This window comes from Verrucosispora sp. WMMC514 (assembly GCF_027497295.1).
Classification (GTDB): domain Bacteria; phylum Actinomycetota; class Actinomycetes; order Mycobacteriales; family Micromonosporaceae; genus Micromonospora; species Micromonospora palythoicola.
Genome location: NZ_CP114906.1, coordinates 6,706,889 through 6,719,585, shown reverse-complemented (window position 1 = coordinate 6,719,585; position 12,697 = coordinate 6,706,889). Strand labels below are relative to the sequence as shown.

Here is a 12,697-nt window from a genome sequence, read left to right as displayed (position 1 = left end):
ACCCGTGCCGGCGGATCACCGAGTCGCCCGGGCCTGAGCCGGAGCACGGCGGTCACTGGTCCGACCCGCGTCGCGGACCATGCGAATCTCCGCGACCTGGGCGGTCCCGTCAGCAACGAAGCCGTGCTTGCGGTAGAACGCCTGCGCGCGAGGGTTCGGATCGGTCACCCACAGCGCCGCCGACTCGGCGGGGTCGACAACGGCCTGCAACAACGCCCGCCCAGCGCCCCTACCATGATCGGTGGCAAGCACATAGAGCACATACAGTTGCCTCGCCCAGGTCGCCGCGGCGTCCGGCGGCGGCCCCGACATGGCGATCCCGACCACTTCGCCCTCCCGCTCGGCCACAGCCGCCCGGTTCTCGCGATAGCGCTTGTCGGTCAGCGCAGCAGTCCAGAACCGTTCCCGAACAGCCGGGAAGCCCGGATCATCCAGTACCGAGTCCGACATGAGGCCTCGATACGTCTCCTGCCAGCACCGAACATGCACGTACGCCATCCGGGCGACGTCATCGACCCGGGCCGGGCGAACAGTCAGCGAGGAACGCACCGCCGCATCGTAGGGCCGCGCCCGCACGCTCGCCGACCGGATTCGCGGCGAGCGAAGCCGGAGGTGACCAAGCGCCACACACCACGTGGCCCGATGTTCGATCAAAGGTAGCTCCGAGCCCAGCGGACCGCACGGCACCGCCAATTCTGGCAGCATCCGTCGGATGCGCAGACTGATGGTACTTCTTCTCGTGATGGCTGTTGCCGGCTGCGGCGACGGTGACGCGACCCAGACGGGAGCCACCGAAGAGTTCACCCAGGGCGGCGTCAGTATGGAGCCGACGGTCATGGCCGGCCAGGCTGTCACCGCACGGACAGTGACCGGTACCTATCAGGCGCGGCGTGGCGATGTCGTCCTGTTCCGTTCCCCCGGCGGCCGCTGGGGTGACCGGGACGTGCCGCTACTCAAACGCGTCGTCGCGATCGGCGGCGAAACCATCGCCTGCTGCGACACCTCGGGCAGGGTGACGGTCGACGGTGAACCGCTGGCCGAGCCGTATGTGGCCGAGGACGCGTCGCTCGACGAGCCGCCGAAGCCGGACCTCTGCGGGCCGCGCCGGTTCGCCCCCGTCACCGTGCCGCCCGACTCCGTCTTCGTTCTGGGCGACAGCCGCGCCCGGTCGACCGACTCCCGGTGTGCCGGGCCGGTGCCGGTGTCGTCGGTCTTCGCCGTGATGGTCGACTGACCAGGGCGCACCTGGCACCGAGAGAGCGGCGACGCGCTGGTCGGGCGCTGGGACCTGGCCAGGTCTTGATCCTCGTCCGTCGCATTCCGAACGGGACCTGCAAGGCGGCCACAGACGTTCGTGGGCTGCGACGGCGGCGTGGGGAGGACGTTTCAAAGACGTGGTGCTGCGCGATCAATCCCGCAATCCAGTACGCACGTCCACCGGGGGGCGACGCGGAGGTCGGGGCTGCAGGGCCGCGTCGAGGCCGTTCAGCCGCAGTACGGTCGCGCCGCGTAGGTGCGCCAGGTCGGTACCACCGTCCCCCGTGTACCTGACGAAGGCGGCCTGTTCGGTCCAGTGCAGGCGGGTTCCGTGCGTCTCGGCGTCGAGTTGGACGGTGACCAGCGAGGTCCAGCGCAGTTGGTCGTCGATGATGGCCTCGTAGCCGTAGACGATCCGGCGGTCGCCCGTGATGTCGATGTATCGCGACCGGTACTCCAGCCGTTCGGGCGCGGTGTCCAGCCCGGTGTAGGTGCTGCGGGCCGTCTCGCCTCCGCCCACTCGGAAGTCGTGCTCGTACGAGGCTGCGTGGCCGGGGAGCCGGAACCACCGCCGTCTGATCGTGGTGTCGGCGAAGGCGGTGAAGACCTCGCCCGGCGGCACGTCGAGGTGCCGCGAGATCGTGAACGTGTCGTGTCGGACCATGCCGTTCCTCCCGCTGTCACGGCCACAGCGAGGGTGGCCGCACACCCAGTTACGATCAGTGAGAACGTGCGTCCACCGGTTTTAGTCCGGCTTCCCGATACGCACTTTGAAGTCAGTTACTGACGGATGGGGAACGACAGCCATGCCAAGCTCCCTTGGCGCCGAACTCGCACAGCGCGGGGTCGCGCCGGACTGTGTGCGGACGATCGAACTCGTCCGTGACGTACTGGCGCGGGTCGGCGACAAGTGGACGCTGCTGACCATCACGGTCCTGGCGGCCGGCCCGTTGCGCTTCACCGCGCTGCACGAGCAGGTCGCGGGCATCTCCCAACGGATGCTCAGCCAGACGCTGCGCGGGCTCACCCGCGATGGGCTGGTGACCCGGACCGCATACCCGCACGTACCCCCGAGGGTGGAATATGCCCTGACGCCACTCGGCCGTTCCCTGAGCGAGGCCGTGGACGGACTGGTGTGCTGGATCCGCGACCATCAGCGCGACATCGCCCGAAACCGCGACGAGTTCGACCAGGCGCCTGCCGCGAACACAGCCACCCGGCCCTACCCATAGCCGGGCCACGGTCCGCGCGATATGCGTGGCCCGCATGGCTGCCCTGCTGAATCTGCGCTTGTCGCATCCATCGCGGTGCCCCAGAGTACGTAGGATGACCGCACCACAAACGATCGCCGTTCTCGGCCTGGGCCGCCTGGGCTCCGCGATAGCGACACGACTCGCCGACCTCGATTGGCGCGTCGTCGGTTGGACACGGTCCGGGCGCGCGGGGGCCACTGTCGAGGTCACCGGCGACCCGAACGAAGCCGTGGCGGAGGCCGGCACCGTTCTGTTGGCCCTGTTCGACGGCGAAGCCTGTCAGCGGGTCGTCGAGCGGGTCCGCGGCTCGCTGCGAACGGGCACGATCGTCGTGAACACCAGCACGGTCGCGCCCGCGGAGGCGTCACGGTTGGCCCGGTGGCTCGGTCCGTCCTACGTCCACGCGCCCGTGCTCGGCTCCGTACCGGCTGCCGCCGCTGGCACCCTGCAGATCCTCGCCGCCGCCGACCAGGGCACCCTCGACCGGGTCCGCCCGGTGCTGGAAGCGCTCGGCACCGTGCGGCACGTCGACGACGTCCCCACCGCCGCCGCACTCAAGCTGGTCGCCAACAGTGGTCTCGCGGGCGCCGTCCTGGCGCTGCGTGACACGCTGCGGCAAGCCGACGCGTTGGGCCTGCCACGCGCCCAGGTGCTCGACGTCCTCGAACTCGGCCAGCTCGGCGGACTCGTTGCGCGCAAGCGGAGCTTCCTCACAAGCCAGTCGGCCGCTGCCACGGCCAGGGCCGAATTCACGATCGGCGCGCTGGCCAAGGACATGGCACTGCTGGCTGCCGCGTCAGACACGCCCCTGCGTAGCGCAGCGGACCTGGCCGGCGCCGTCGCCGACCCTGAGGCGGACATCGCGGTTGCCGCCACCGCTCCCGCCGTGACTGATGCTGTGCGCGAACCGCTACACGCCTACATTCGCGGACACGCCACCGGAAATCCCGCCCACTTCCGCGACGCGTTCCTGCCCACCGCCCACATCGAGGGGATCCGCGACGGCGAATTCGTATCGTGGCGCCTTGACGAGTACTGCGCGCTCTTCCGCGGCCGGCCGGCCCCGGACGAACCCAGCCGCTCTCGCCGCATCGACGCCATCGACGTCCACGGCACCGTCGCGACCGCGTCGATGACGCTCTGGCACGGTGAGGACGTCTTCACCGACATCTTTCTACTGGCCTACGTCGATGGCCGGTGGCGCATCGCGAACAAGGCCTATCACCGGAGCGCCCGACGGACGATGAGCGCTCACGAGGGCCACTCGCCCATCCCCGTCGACGCGGTGCAGCAGTGTAGGGCGTAGCTGGTGTGCGTCGCCCCATCGGCGGTCGGCGCAGGTGAGCTTGTCGTCGAAACAGACCGACGGACGCCACGGCGCCCACCGCGCCGACGAGGCAGCTTCAGTGCGGTGGATCTGTGTCGGCGTCGAGGTATTCGGCGAGCCGGGCAGCGCCGGTGAGCATGGCGCGGCCGCGGCGGGTGAGGTGTGCCCGCCACTGGCGCAGCGACACGGCGAGCGGTTCGGTGCCACCGGCGTCGCGTACCCGACTCAGCACGGCGGAGATGTGATCGAGCCGATGCCCGCCGCGGCGCAGCAGGTGAGCGAGTTCGGCGTCGCGGACGTCGTCTGGTGAGTAGACGCGGTAGCGGGTCGCCGGGTCGCGCGTCGGCTGCAGGATTCCGGCCCGCTCCCACTTGCGCAGGGTCGCGGGTCGTACGTCGAGTCGGTGGGCCAGCACGCTGATCGGCACGGCTTTCCAGCTCTGCGGTGGTGACTGCGTACCGGTGAGGGTCGCGACCGCCGTCTCGACCGCGTCCAGGGTCTGTCGGTCGCGCTGCAGCAGGGCATGGCTGTGGTCGATCGTGCGCAACGCGCTGTCGGTCTCGCCCCGGTTGACGGCGCGCATGATGTCGCCGGCGGTCGCGTAGCCGTGGCCTGCGATCAGCGCGAGATAGGCGCTCAGTGCCCTGGCGTGTCGGTCGGTGAACTGGCGGTAGCCGGCGGGGCTGCGCTGGGCGGGCGGCAGTACGCCGTCTCGTTCGTAGTTGCGCACGGCCTGCGTGGACAGGCCGTGCCGGCGGGCGAGGTCGACTGGTCGGCGTACCCCCGGGTTGGAGGGTTCTGTGGCTGTCACCGTGCTCCATCGGTCGTGAGTCTCAACCGGTGGTTCAACGATACGGTCGATGCAATGACGTCTCCTCTTGACCTGCTCGCCGTACCGCCGACGCTGCTCGCGCTCGGTGAGCCGACGCATGGTGAGTCCGCCTTCCTTCAGATCCGCAACGAGGTCTTCATGTCGCTGGCCGCGTGCGGCTACCGGTCGATCGCGTTGGAGAGCGACCGTGCCGCGGGGCTGATCGCCGACGAGTTCGTCCAGGGCGGTGACTCCGTCACACTCGACCGTGCGCTCGCCGAAGGGTTCAGCCACGGGTTCGGCGGCGCCCCGGCCAACCGCGACCTGCTGCTGAGGATGCGCGAGTGGAACGCGGGACGGCCGGCTCTCGAGCGCCTGACGTTCCACGGCTTCGACGCCCCGCTGGAGATGGAGGGCGCCCCGAGTCCACGGCGCCACCTCATCCGGCTTTGTGACTTCCTCGACCTCGACCGATCAGCGGAGATCGACGACCTGGTCGGGGACGAGGCGCGGTGGAACGATACGGCCGCGATCTGGGAGCCGGGCAGGTCGATCGGGCGCTCCGTCGACGCCCAGCGCCTGCGGGTGATCGCCGACGACCTGCTGACCGAGTTGTACCTGCAGGCACCCCGGCGGACCGAGGGCTGGCCGGCGGCGCTCGTGTACGCCACATCCGCGGTCGCATTGCTGCGCTACCACGCCGCAGCCGCCGCACCACTTCCGCGAGAGCAGCGCTTCGCCCGCCTGGCCGGAGTCCGGGACGCGCTGATGGCCGAAAACCTGCTCGCCATCCGCTCCGCCGAGGCGCACCGCGGACCCACGTTGGCCTTCGCGCACAACACGCATCTCCAGCGCCAGCCGAGCACGATGACGACGGCCGGAACGGACCTGTCGTGGGCCGGCGCCGGGGCGATCGTCGCATCGCTGCTCGGCGACCGATACGCGGTGATCGTCGGCAGCCTCGGCGCGAGCCCGGCGCTCGGCATCGGGGCGCCCCTTCCGGCGACCTACGAAGGCAGACTCCAGCAGGAAAGCACCCTTCCCCGGTACGTCCGGGCAGCCGAGGTAGAACCGGCCGAGCAGAGAACGCACGACCACCGCTACTTCCCGCTGGACCGGGCCACCATCGAACACGCCGACGCGGTGCTGCACATCCCGACCGGCGTCGACGCGGCCGTGCTCGCCGGCCGGATTGTCGCGCTGCCCGGCGTCGAGCAGATCGTGGCGAGCGAGGAGAACGGATCACCCGAGGCTGCCTGGGGCGAGCGGTTCTTCTACGCCGGAGCGGACCGCCGCCGACCGTTCGCCACCATCGTCGAGCACGACGTGCCCGGCTTCGACGAAGCCTCCCAACTCGACCGCCCCGGCGTCTTTCGCCTCAACCTCGACCTGGGCCGAGCCGAGTTCGAGAGGCTGTTCGGCTTCCCACCCAAGGACTTCGAAGAGCACCGGCACGAGTTCGACTTCGCCCGGCTTGACACCCTCGTGCCGCACCCCGGCTACGCGCTTCACGGCTTCGGCAGCATCGTCATGCCCGGCCCGCAGCTGCTGCCCGAGATCGACCGGCTCCTCACCATCGCCCACGCCCGAGCAGTCGACCGCCACGAACGTGCCGCGCGCCGAGCGGTTGACCAGCAGGGCTGAGGCTTGCGACTGGCTTGGCACATCCCGGCCGGTCTCGACGTCATCACCATCATCGGGACGGCCAAGAGACGTGCCGCCCACCGGGCACCACCCGATCGTCCGTCGGCGGTCGCCTCGGCGGCTACGGTGGTGCCGACCAGACAAAGCGGATGTCGGGCGCCTTCTCCTCGTTGCCGGACCCGTCGGTCGTTTCCGCCACGCTGAAACCGTGCCGAAGGTAGAACCGCTGCGCCCCGGTGTTGGTCGCGAACGTCCACAGCTGTAGACCCGCCGGCCGGCGGGACTTCGCGAACTCGATGAGCTGGGAGCCCAAACCCCTGCCGATACAGGCCGGGTCGACATAGAGCTGGTCGACCCAGCCCTCATCCAGCACCAGCACCGCCAGCGGTCGGTTGCCGGCGTCCTCCATCAGCCATACTTCTCGCTCGGGAATGACGACGGCGCGGATCCACTCGCGAACCTCGTCATCCGAGTGGACTGCGGCAGGGATGGCGCCGATCGCGGCCCGGCGGGACCGGATGAGAAGGTCGGCGACCGCTCGGGCATCCTCGGGGGCAGCGCGCCGAGGTGCCGGCGAATCCATAGCCCTGGTATGCGGAAGGCCCACGGACCGGATCATCCGCATCGGGGGGACAACGGACAACGGATTAACTCAGCTGCCGCCGATCCGAGGTGCTGGACGGCCGCGCGTCCTTGATTGCCGGACCGGCCAGTTGACGGACCTACCCGAGGAGCGCCGCCACCGCGGCCAGGGTGGCCAGCGACAGCGTCGTGGTCACCAGCACCGCCCGGTTGGCCATCGCCTCACCGACGCCGTACTCCTGGGCGAAGATGAATGTGTTCTGCGCTGTCGGTAGGCCCGCGCACACCACCACGGCGAGCAACTGTGGTGCGGACAGGTGCAGGGCCAGCCCGGCCGCGTACGCGATGGCGGGCTGAGCGACGAGCTTCAGCCCGGTGACCATCGCCAACTCAACCGACCCGGCCGGCTCCGCCCGCGACGGCGCTGTGCGGTGCAGCGACGCACCGAGCGCGACCAGGGCGGCCGGTACCGCGGCCCCTGGCAGCAGGGCGAGCGACGCGCCGACGGCCGACGGCGGACGCAGGCCGGCAGCCGAGCACGCGACACCGAGCAGCGATGCCAGGATCACCGGGTTGCGTACCGGCAAGGAGGCGATACGGCGGACCCGCACTCGCCCGGCCGGGTCGCTGTGCCGGTCCAGGGCGACCAGGATCACCGGCGTCACCACCAGCACCTGCAGCAACACCACCTCAGCCAGGAACGACACGTTGCCAAGAACCTGCGTGGCGATCGGGATGCCGAGGTTCGCCGAGTTCACGTACCCGGGGGCCATACCCCGGATCGGCCGTTCGCCGGGCTCGCGATCGAAGAGCCAGCTCACGCCGACACCAATCTCACCCGGGCCTCACCGGCGGGCCGGCGACACGCCGTCCTTCGCCACGCGCGCGACGGGTCCAGTGGGCGAGCAGGTTCAACCCCAGGGCGTACGCGGCGGCGCTCACCAGCAGGGCCGTGCTGGCGCCGCGTCCCCAGTCGCCCACTGTCACGGGCGGTACGGCCCAGACATCCGTCGACAGTCCGGCCAGTGCGATCGCCGTGCCGGCCGCGATCGGTGGGACGGTCCACAGCAGCGCGTACGGCGCCGCGAACCGGTCGTCCTGCAGCAGTCCCGTCATGGTGGTGACGAACCAGCCGAGCAGGAGCAGGAGCACGAGCGGCCAGCGCGTCGCGGGTCGCCGCAGACGCTCCCCGAGCAGCGCGCCGAGGCCGACGCCAGCAGCGGCGTAGAACGGGTAGGCGGCCGCCTCGGACAGGAGGACCCGCACCAGGATCGGGTCGTCGAGTGCCGGGGTCGTGAAGGAGACGCCCTCGCGGCCCCGGGCGAGCGGGTACGCGGCCGCGACGGCCACCCCGGCCAGGAGCACCGAGAGCGGGACCGCCACCGCCACCGCCAGCGCCCTCGCCTGTGCGTTCCGGCCGGCGAGGGCGATGCCGGCCAGCAACGCCAACACCTGCCCGCAGAGGAGGCCGGAGGTGTAGCGGAAGATGCGCGTGCTGTGCATCAGCTCGTGCTGCTGCGCCTCACCCTGCCCGTCATAGTTGACGAAGAGGCCGTAGAACGCGTCGTTGAACGGCATGGCCACGAGCACGAGCAGCGCCATCGCCGGCACCGACCAGACCGCCGGGTGCGTCAGGCCACGCCGTAGCGCCGGCAGACGAGGGCCTGCCATCCCCGGATGCATCTGCCAACCCTGCCCTCCCCGCCCACGGTCGAGCAAGACGATTCGCCACCGGACCGACTCGCGGTGTGCGGTGGTGGCGGCCGATCGCGGACGGCGGGCTCACCGGTGGCGTCGGTGGTGCGTCCAGCGCACAGTGCAGCAGGCCCGCACATGCTGGTCCCCGAAGGTCGTAGTTGGTGCGGCGTCCTGATCCCGCGAGGTGCGCCGCGGTTCTGCGCTGCCTTGCCGGGAGACGTTCGCTCATGCCGATGACAGTGCGTCATTGAGCCCCTGATGCGGCCGACACCGGCGGACCGGCGAAATTCACCGCGTACGTTGTATAGGCCAACAGACGAACGCGACGGGTCGTGCTGCTATGACGGTGTGGAGTCCTCCTCATCGGCGTCACAGGGTGGCCGGTGCGTCAGTCAGGCCGTGGCGGGCATCCATCGCTCGAGCAGCGTGGGGTCGGCAACGATGGACTCAACCTGACGACGCTCCTCCATGGTCAGGCTGAGTTGCCGAAGCCTGCCGCCCCACTCCGGCACCCGTTCCGACTCCTCCAGTGCCGTCGACAGCTCGATGAGCACGGCCAGCGCCATTGCCTGCTGCACGGCCGGTGCGCTGTCGCCGTGGCGGCGCAGGCCCGAGTTCAGGGCTCGGAAGGCATGCCGGTCGTCGTTCTTGAACTCGCGCAGGATCCGCGCGTTGTCCAGAACCCGGGCGAGCCCTTGCAGCTGCTTGGAGCCGCCGTACTCCAACTCCGTCGGCTCGTCCCGCTGGATGAAAATGATCGAGTTTCCCGACGGATCCGTGACGGTGAACCGTGAGGCCCCGGGCCGGTACCGCGTTATCCGAGGTAGCCCTTTGGCAAGCACCTTTCCGTACGTGCGGCGCATCGCCTCGGTGAACGCTGCATGGTACGGCGCGACCGTATCGACCATTACCAGGCATCCGCCGGTGTTCTCCGACGGGTCCAGGTTGCTGGACGCGCGCCCGTAGTGCAGCTCGAAACCGCGCCACCGGAACGCCAGGTACAGGTAGGGCTTCGTCTGTTCGTAGGTCACGGCGAAGCCCAGGGCGCGCCAGAAGGCCAGGGTTTCCTCCGGTGCCACACAGGGCAGCATCGGCACGGTGGTCTCGTTGGGCTGGACACCTTCGTCAAGCATCGTCAGCACCTCATTTGTTCAACAGGGCAGGCGACGCAGCAGTCTGCCAAACCCGCGACCATCACGCACATGCGAGAACTCGACGATCGTTGCGGACTTGACAGAGCTGCATCGTCGCGCACGCTCATGCCGCGCAGCGATCGTCACCGAAGGTGACGCCACCCCCAAGCCTGGGATGGTCGAGCGCGCCGAGAATAGTGCACTTTCCTCACGCCGGCTGATCGTTGGCTCGGGCGCGTAGCCGGCTATGTAGTGCCGCCTCGATCTCTGCGGGCAGCTGGAACCATCCGGCCGCGGTGAGCAGCCGGTGGCGTGGATTGTGCTGGTAAGAGCCAGCCACCGGCTTGCCGTTACTGACGTCAACCACACCGACGACGTCGTCCGGCGCAACTCGTCCCCCGGGATCGGGCTTGCGTTCGTCTAGTAGATAGACGTAGCCGCTGCCCTGGATCTCCGCCTGCCGTCGAAGTGAGCCGCACTGGTCAATGCTCTCGAAGATGACCCTCGACAACAGCCGAAGGAACGGGCCGTTCTCCTGTACGTCAGCGGGTGCCAGGAAGTCCTCCTGGTCCGCGCCCTCACGAACGACCGCCATGACCGCCTCCGGGTGCAGCCCGTGCTGAAACACCCAGTCAGGTTCGAGTAACGACACGACATCTCGTTCGCCGTCACCAAAGTCCACCAGGTACCGAAACACCTGACGATCGTTTCGCGCCACGACCGACAGATTACACATTTACCCCACCCGCCAGGCATAGCTGTTCACTCATCTGCCGTTCGGGGGTGAGATGGGCGCAGGCTTGCGGGAAACAGGGGCGACGCTCGGTCAGGTGCCGGGATCAGTGTCGCCCTGTTTCTCCTCGCCGGTGTCGAAGAACCTCGTCAGGTAGGCCGGCGGATTCAGATCGCTGGCCCGCAGCAGCGAGAAGACCTCCGCCCCATGCCCGGGCTCATCAAACAGCCGATACGCCTGGGAGAGTCCCACAAAGTCCATGTCGGACTGCTCCGCCGCATACCCGAGGGCCTCGTCCTCGGCCAACGCGATCGCCTCGTCGAAACCCTCGACGCGCCACAGCGTCAACCGTTCCTCGTACACCTGGCTCGCCGAGTCGCCACCCACGCGGAAGACGCAGCGAACGCAGAACCAGCCAACCTCGCCCTGCTTCTCTTCGTTCGGACTGGCCATCCGTACATCGTCTCGCTTCGGCTCGCCGCCAGCGAGCCTAAACACCAAGGCCACACTCTTCCGCAGAACGCTCCCCGCGGAGACCAGATTGGTGCCCGGCCGCTGTGGCGTGAGGACGTAGCTATGGCCTGGCGGCCTGCGGGATCGCCCAGGGTTAGGCTCGCTACGTGCCGGCGCTCATCGAGGTCGTGTCCGTCATCAACGCAGCCCCAGGTGTGGTGTACGACCTGACCCTCGACGTCGACGTGCACACCGCATCCCTGCCCGCCAGCCGTGAGACGGCCACGACCAGCACCGGACGACGTCAACTCGCCCTCGGCGACGAAGTCACCTTCCACGCCCGCCATCTCGGACTGCCCTGGCGCATGACCAGCCGAATCACCGCCTACAAACGGCCGCACCACTTCGTTGACGAACAGACCCGAGGCCCCTTCCGAGCCCTGCGCCACGAGCACCACTTCCAGAACCTCGACGACCTACGCACACAGATGACCGACCGCATGACCATCACCGCGCCCCTGGGACCGCTGGGCGCAGCGGTCACCTGGGCACTCATCGCGCCGTACCTACGCCGGCTGCTGATACAACGGGCAGCCCACATCACCTACCTGGCACAAGCCCACCAGCCGCAACTTCCCGACGAAACCGGGAAATCCAATCGCCCCGAACCGGGCAGCCGTCACCGCAGCACTTGAGGCCGACTATCTCCATGAGGGTCAGCACCCCAGGCGGCTTCCAGCAACGCACGGATCTGCCGCGACAAGGCGTGCCTGCGTGGTGAGGCTGGCCGTCCAGGATCCCGGTTCGGCCGGGGTGCTACGGCCCGGGCTGCCCGGGTGGGGTAGTGCCGGAGACCGCGTGTAGGAGTGCGCCGAGCACCTCGCGGGTGTGCGGTTCGTCGAGTATCTCGCCGATCCACGCCGCGGCGCTGGCCCGGTCCGGGTGACGAACATTCGGCTCCAGCCAGTCCGTGGCGGCGATCTCGGCGATGTGGCCCAGTTGCGCGATGAGCATCGAGAAATCGCCGGGGCGGGCGACCGTCGCCGGACCGCTTCCCGCCGCGTACGCCGACATCAGCGCGCGTGCCCGGCCTGGATCTGACCGGCCGAACTCGAACAACACACAGGCGAGTTCCTGACCCGGGTCGGCCGGTCCGCTGTTCTCCCAGTCGATCACGCACACCCCGCCCTGGGCCGTCGGCAGGATGTTGTCGGCCCACAGGTCGCGGTGACACGTCCGCAACGACACCGGCTGCTCCAGCCACGACTCCAACGCGACCAGTTCATCGCGCAGCGCCGCCAGCCGGCCGGCGAACGGCGCCCCGGCCTGGCGCAGCCGCTCGACCAGCCTGTCCCAGGCGGGCGCGCCCACCGGTGCCGTGTACCACGGGTCCACGTGACCACCGGCAGGGACCACCACCCGGTGGATCGCGGCCACCGCGGCGCCCACCAGGGCCGGGTCCACACCCGGATCGGGTGCTTCGAGATCGACCCACTCGTACACCCGCACCTGCCGGCCATCCACCCGGGCCAGGACACGCCCATCGGTGGCGCGTCGCACCGCCGGTGCCGGTACGCCAGCGGCCCACGCCGCCTCCTGGAACCGGGCCGACATCCGCACTCGGTCCTCGCCAGACTCGTGGAACGGCACCTTCACCGCCCACCGGCCGTCCACCGTCTCAAGCCGCCACACCTCACCCTGCCGGCCCCGAGCGACCGGCCCGTCGGACAACTCCCGGGCCCGGCCGAGCCCGAACCGGTCAGCCAACTCCGCAGCATCCACAACGCCCACTACAACACAACCGGC

At 69.4% G+C, this 12,697-nt stretch carries 15 protein-coding genes; 5 read left to right on the top strand and 10 right to left on the bottom strand.

Translation table 11 applies throughout. The annotated features are described in order from the left end of the window. Positions 1 to 15 precede the first annotated feature (15 nt). Positions 16 to 549, bottom strand: a complete 534-nt coding sequence (locus tag O7597_RS31050) for a GNAT family N-acetyltransferase (protein ID WP_281581575.1) — start codon at positions 547 to 549, stop codon at positions 16 to 18. Between the two features lie 163 nt (positions 550 to 712). Here O7597_RS31050 and lepB point away from each other — a divergent pair, with 163 nt between their 5' ends. Continuing rightward, complete coding sequence (gene lepB, locus O7597_RS31045) at positions 713 to 1,234, top strand: signal peptidase I (protein WP_281581574.1); 522 nt, start codon at positions 713 to 715, stop codon at positions 1,232 to 1,234. Positions 1,235 to 1,408: 174 nt separating this feature from the next. Here lepB and O7597_RS31040 read toward each other — a convergent pair whose 3' ends face one another. Continuing rightward, the gene (locus tag O7597_RS31040; RefSeq protein ID WP_281581573.1) at positions 1,409 to 1,921 is read right to left on the bottom strand and encodes an SRPBCC domain-containing protein; all 513 of its coding nucleotides are present in this window, start codon (positions 1,919 to 1,921) and stop codon (positions 1,409 to 1,411) included. Positions 1,922 to 2,063: 142 nt separating this feature from the next. Here O7597_RS31040 and O7597_RS31035 point away from each other — a divergent pair, with 142 nt between their 5' ends. Next, positions 2,064 to 2,489 (top strand): helix-turn-helix domain-containing protein, encoded by a 426-nt coding sequence (locus O7597_RS31035; protein WP_281581572.1) that lies wholly within the window; start codon positions 2,064 to 2,066, stop codon positions 2,487 to 2,489. 94 nt (positions 2,490 to 2,583) lie between these two features. Beyond that, positions 2,584 to 3,816: a nuclear transport factor 2 family protein gene (locus O7597_RS31030; RefSeq protein ID WP_281581571.1), complete on the top strand. Its 1,233-nt coding sequence runs from the start codon at positions 2,584 to 2,586 to the stop codon at positions 3,814 to 3,816. A 97-nt stretch (positions 3,817 to 3,913) separates the two neighbouring features. On the opposite strand, the gene O7597_RS31025 is transcribed toward O7597_RS31030, so the two are convergent. After that, entirely contained in the window at positions 3,914 to 4,648 is a 735-nt protein-coding gene (locus O7597_RS31025; protein WP_269742239.1) for a MerR family transcriptional regulator, read from the bottom strand. A 54-nt stretch (positions 4,649 to 4,702) separates the two neighbouring features. Between O7597_RS31025 and O7597_RS31020 the strand changes: the two genes are divergently transcribed. After that, positions 4,703 to 6,292 carry a DUF6194 family protein gene (locus O7597_RS31020; protein WP_269742238.1) on the top strand — a complete coding sequence of 530 codons (1,590 nt, stop codon included), beginning with the start codon at positions 4,703 to 4,705 and terminating at the stop codon, positions 6,290 to 6,292. Positions 6,293 to 6,413: 121 nt separating this feature from the next. On the opposite strand, the gene O7597_RS31015 is transcribed toward O7597_RS31020, so the two are convergent. The 6 genes from O7597_RS31015 to O7597_RS30990 all read right to left on the bottom strand — a co-directional run bounded on the left by O7597_RS31015 (position 6,414) and on the right by O7597_RS30990 (position 10,891). Next, positions 6,414 to 6,917: a GNAT family N-acetyltransferase gene (locus tag O7597_RS31015; RefSeq protein WP_281581570.1), complete on the bottom strand. Its 504-nt coding sequence runs from the start codon at positions 6,915 to 6,917 to the stop codon at positions 6,414 to 6,416. A 97-nt stretch (positions 6,918 to 7,014) separates the two neighbouring features. Next, positions 7,015 to 7,695 (bottom strand): AEC family transporter, encoded by a 681-nt coding sequence (locus tag O7597_RS31010; protein ID WP_281581569.1) that lies wholly within the window; start codon positions 7,693 to 7,695, stop codon positions 7,015 to 7,017. Between the two features lie 13 nt (positions 7,696 to 7,708). Next, the gene (locus O7597_RS31005) at positions 7,709 to 8,545 is read right to left on the bottom strand and encodes a hypothetical protein (RefSeq protein ID WP_269742235.1); all 837 of its coding nucleotides are present in this window, start codon (positions 8,543 to 8,545) and stop codon (positions 7,709 to 7,711) included. A gap of 419 nt (positions 8,546 to 8,964) precedes the next feature. After that, the gene (locus tag O7597_RS31000) at positions 8,965 to 9,705 is read right to left on the bottom strand and encodes a glyoxalase (protein ID WP_269742234.1); all 741 of its coding nucleotides are present in this window, start codon (positions 9,703 to 9,705) and stop codon (positions 8,965 to 8,967) included. 208 nt (positions 9,706 to 9,913) lie between these two features. Next, entirely contained in the window at positions 9,914 to 10,423 is a 510-nt protein-coding gene (locus O7597_RS30995) for a hypothetical protein (RefSeq protein ID WP_281581568.1), read from the bottom strand. 108 nt (positions 10,424 to 10,531) lie between these two features. Continuing rightward, a complete protein-coding gene (locus O7597_RS30990) occupies positions 10,532 to 10,891 on the bottom strand; it encodes a hypothetical protein (RefSeq protein WP_269742232.1) in 360 nt (119 codons plus the stop codon). A gap of 167 nt (positions 10,892 to 11,058) precedes the next feature. Between O7597_RS30990 and O7597_RS30985 the strand changes: the two genes are divergently transcribed. Beyond that, a complete protein-coding gene (locus O7597_RS30985) occupies positions 11,059 to 11,586 on the top strand; it encodes an SRPBCC family protein (RefSeq protein WP_269742231.1) in 528 nt (175 codons plus the stop codon). Between the two features lie 121 nt (positions 11,587 to 11,707). On the opposite strand, the gene O7597_RS30980 is transcribed toward O7597_RS30985, so the two are convergent. Beyond that, positions 11,708 to 12,658, bottom strand: a complete 951-nt coding sequence (locus O7597_RS30980; RefSeq protein ID WP_281581567.1) for a phosphotransferase — start codon at positions 12,656 to 12,658, stop codon at positions 11,708 to 11,710. Positions 12,659 to 12,697 lie beyond the last annotated feature (39 nt).

Bases quoted from the DNA above. Each gene is read 5' to 3' on its own strand.
- lepB (WP_281581574.1), top strand. From the start codon at position 713: ATGCGCAGACTGATGGTACTTCTTCTCGTGATGGCTGTTGCCGGCTGC.
- O7597_RS31040 (WP_281581573.1), bottom strand. From the start codon at position 1,921: ATGGTCCGACACGACACGTTCACGATCTCGCGGCACCTCGACGTGCCG.
- O7597_RS31035 (WP_281581572.1), top strand. From the start codon at position 2,064: ATGCCAAGCTCCCTTGGCGCCGAACTCGCACAGCGCGGGGTCGCGCCG.
- O7597_RS31030 (WP_281581571.1), top strand. From the start codon at position 2,584: ATGACCGCACCACAAACGATCGCCGTTCTCGGCCTGGGCCGCCTGGGC.
- O7597_RS31020 (WP_269742238.1), top strand. From the start codon at position 4,703: ATGACGTCTCCTCTTGACCTGCTCGCCGTACCGCCGACGCTGCTCGCG.
- O7597_RS31015 (WP_281581570.1), bottom strand. From the start codon at position 6,917: ATGCGGATGATCCGGTCCGTGGGCCTTCCGCATACCAGGGCTATGGAT.
- O7597_RS31005 (WP_269742235.1), bottom strand. From the start codon at position 8,545: ATGGCAGGCCCTCGTCTGCCGGCGCTACGGCGTGGCCTGACGCACCCG.
- O7597_RS31000 (WP_269742234.1), bottom strand. From the start codon at position 9,705: ATGCTTGACGAAGGTGTCCAGCCCAACGAGACCACCGTGCCGATGCTG.
- O7597_RS30990 (WP_269742232.1), bottom strand. From the start codon at position 10,891: ATGGCCAGTCCGAACGAAGAGAAGCAGGGCGAGGTTGGCTGGTTCTGC.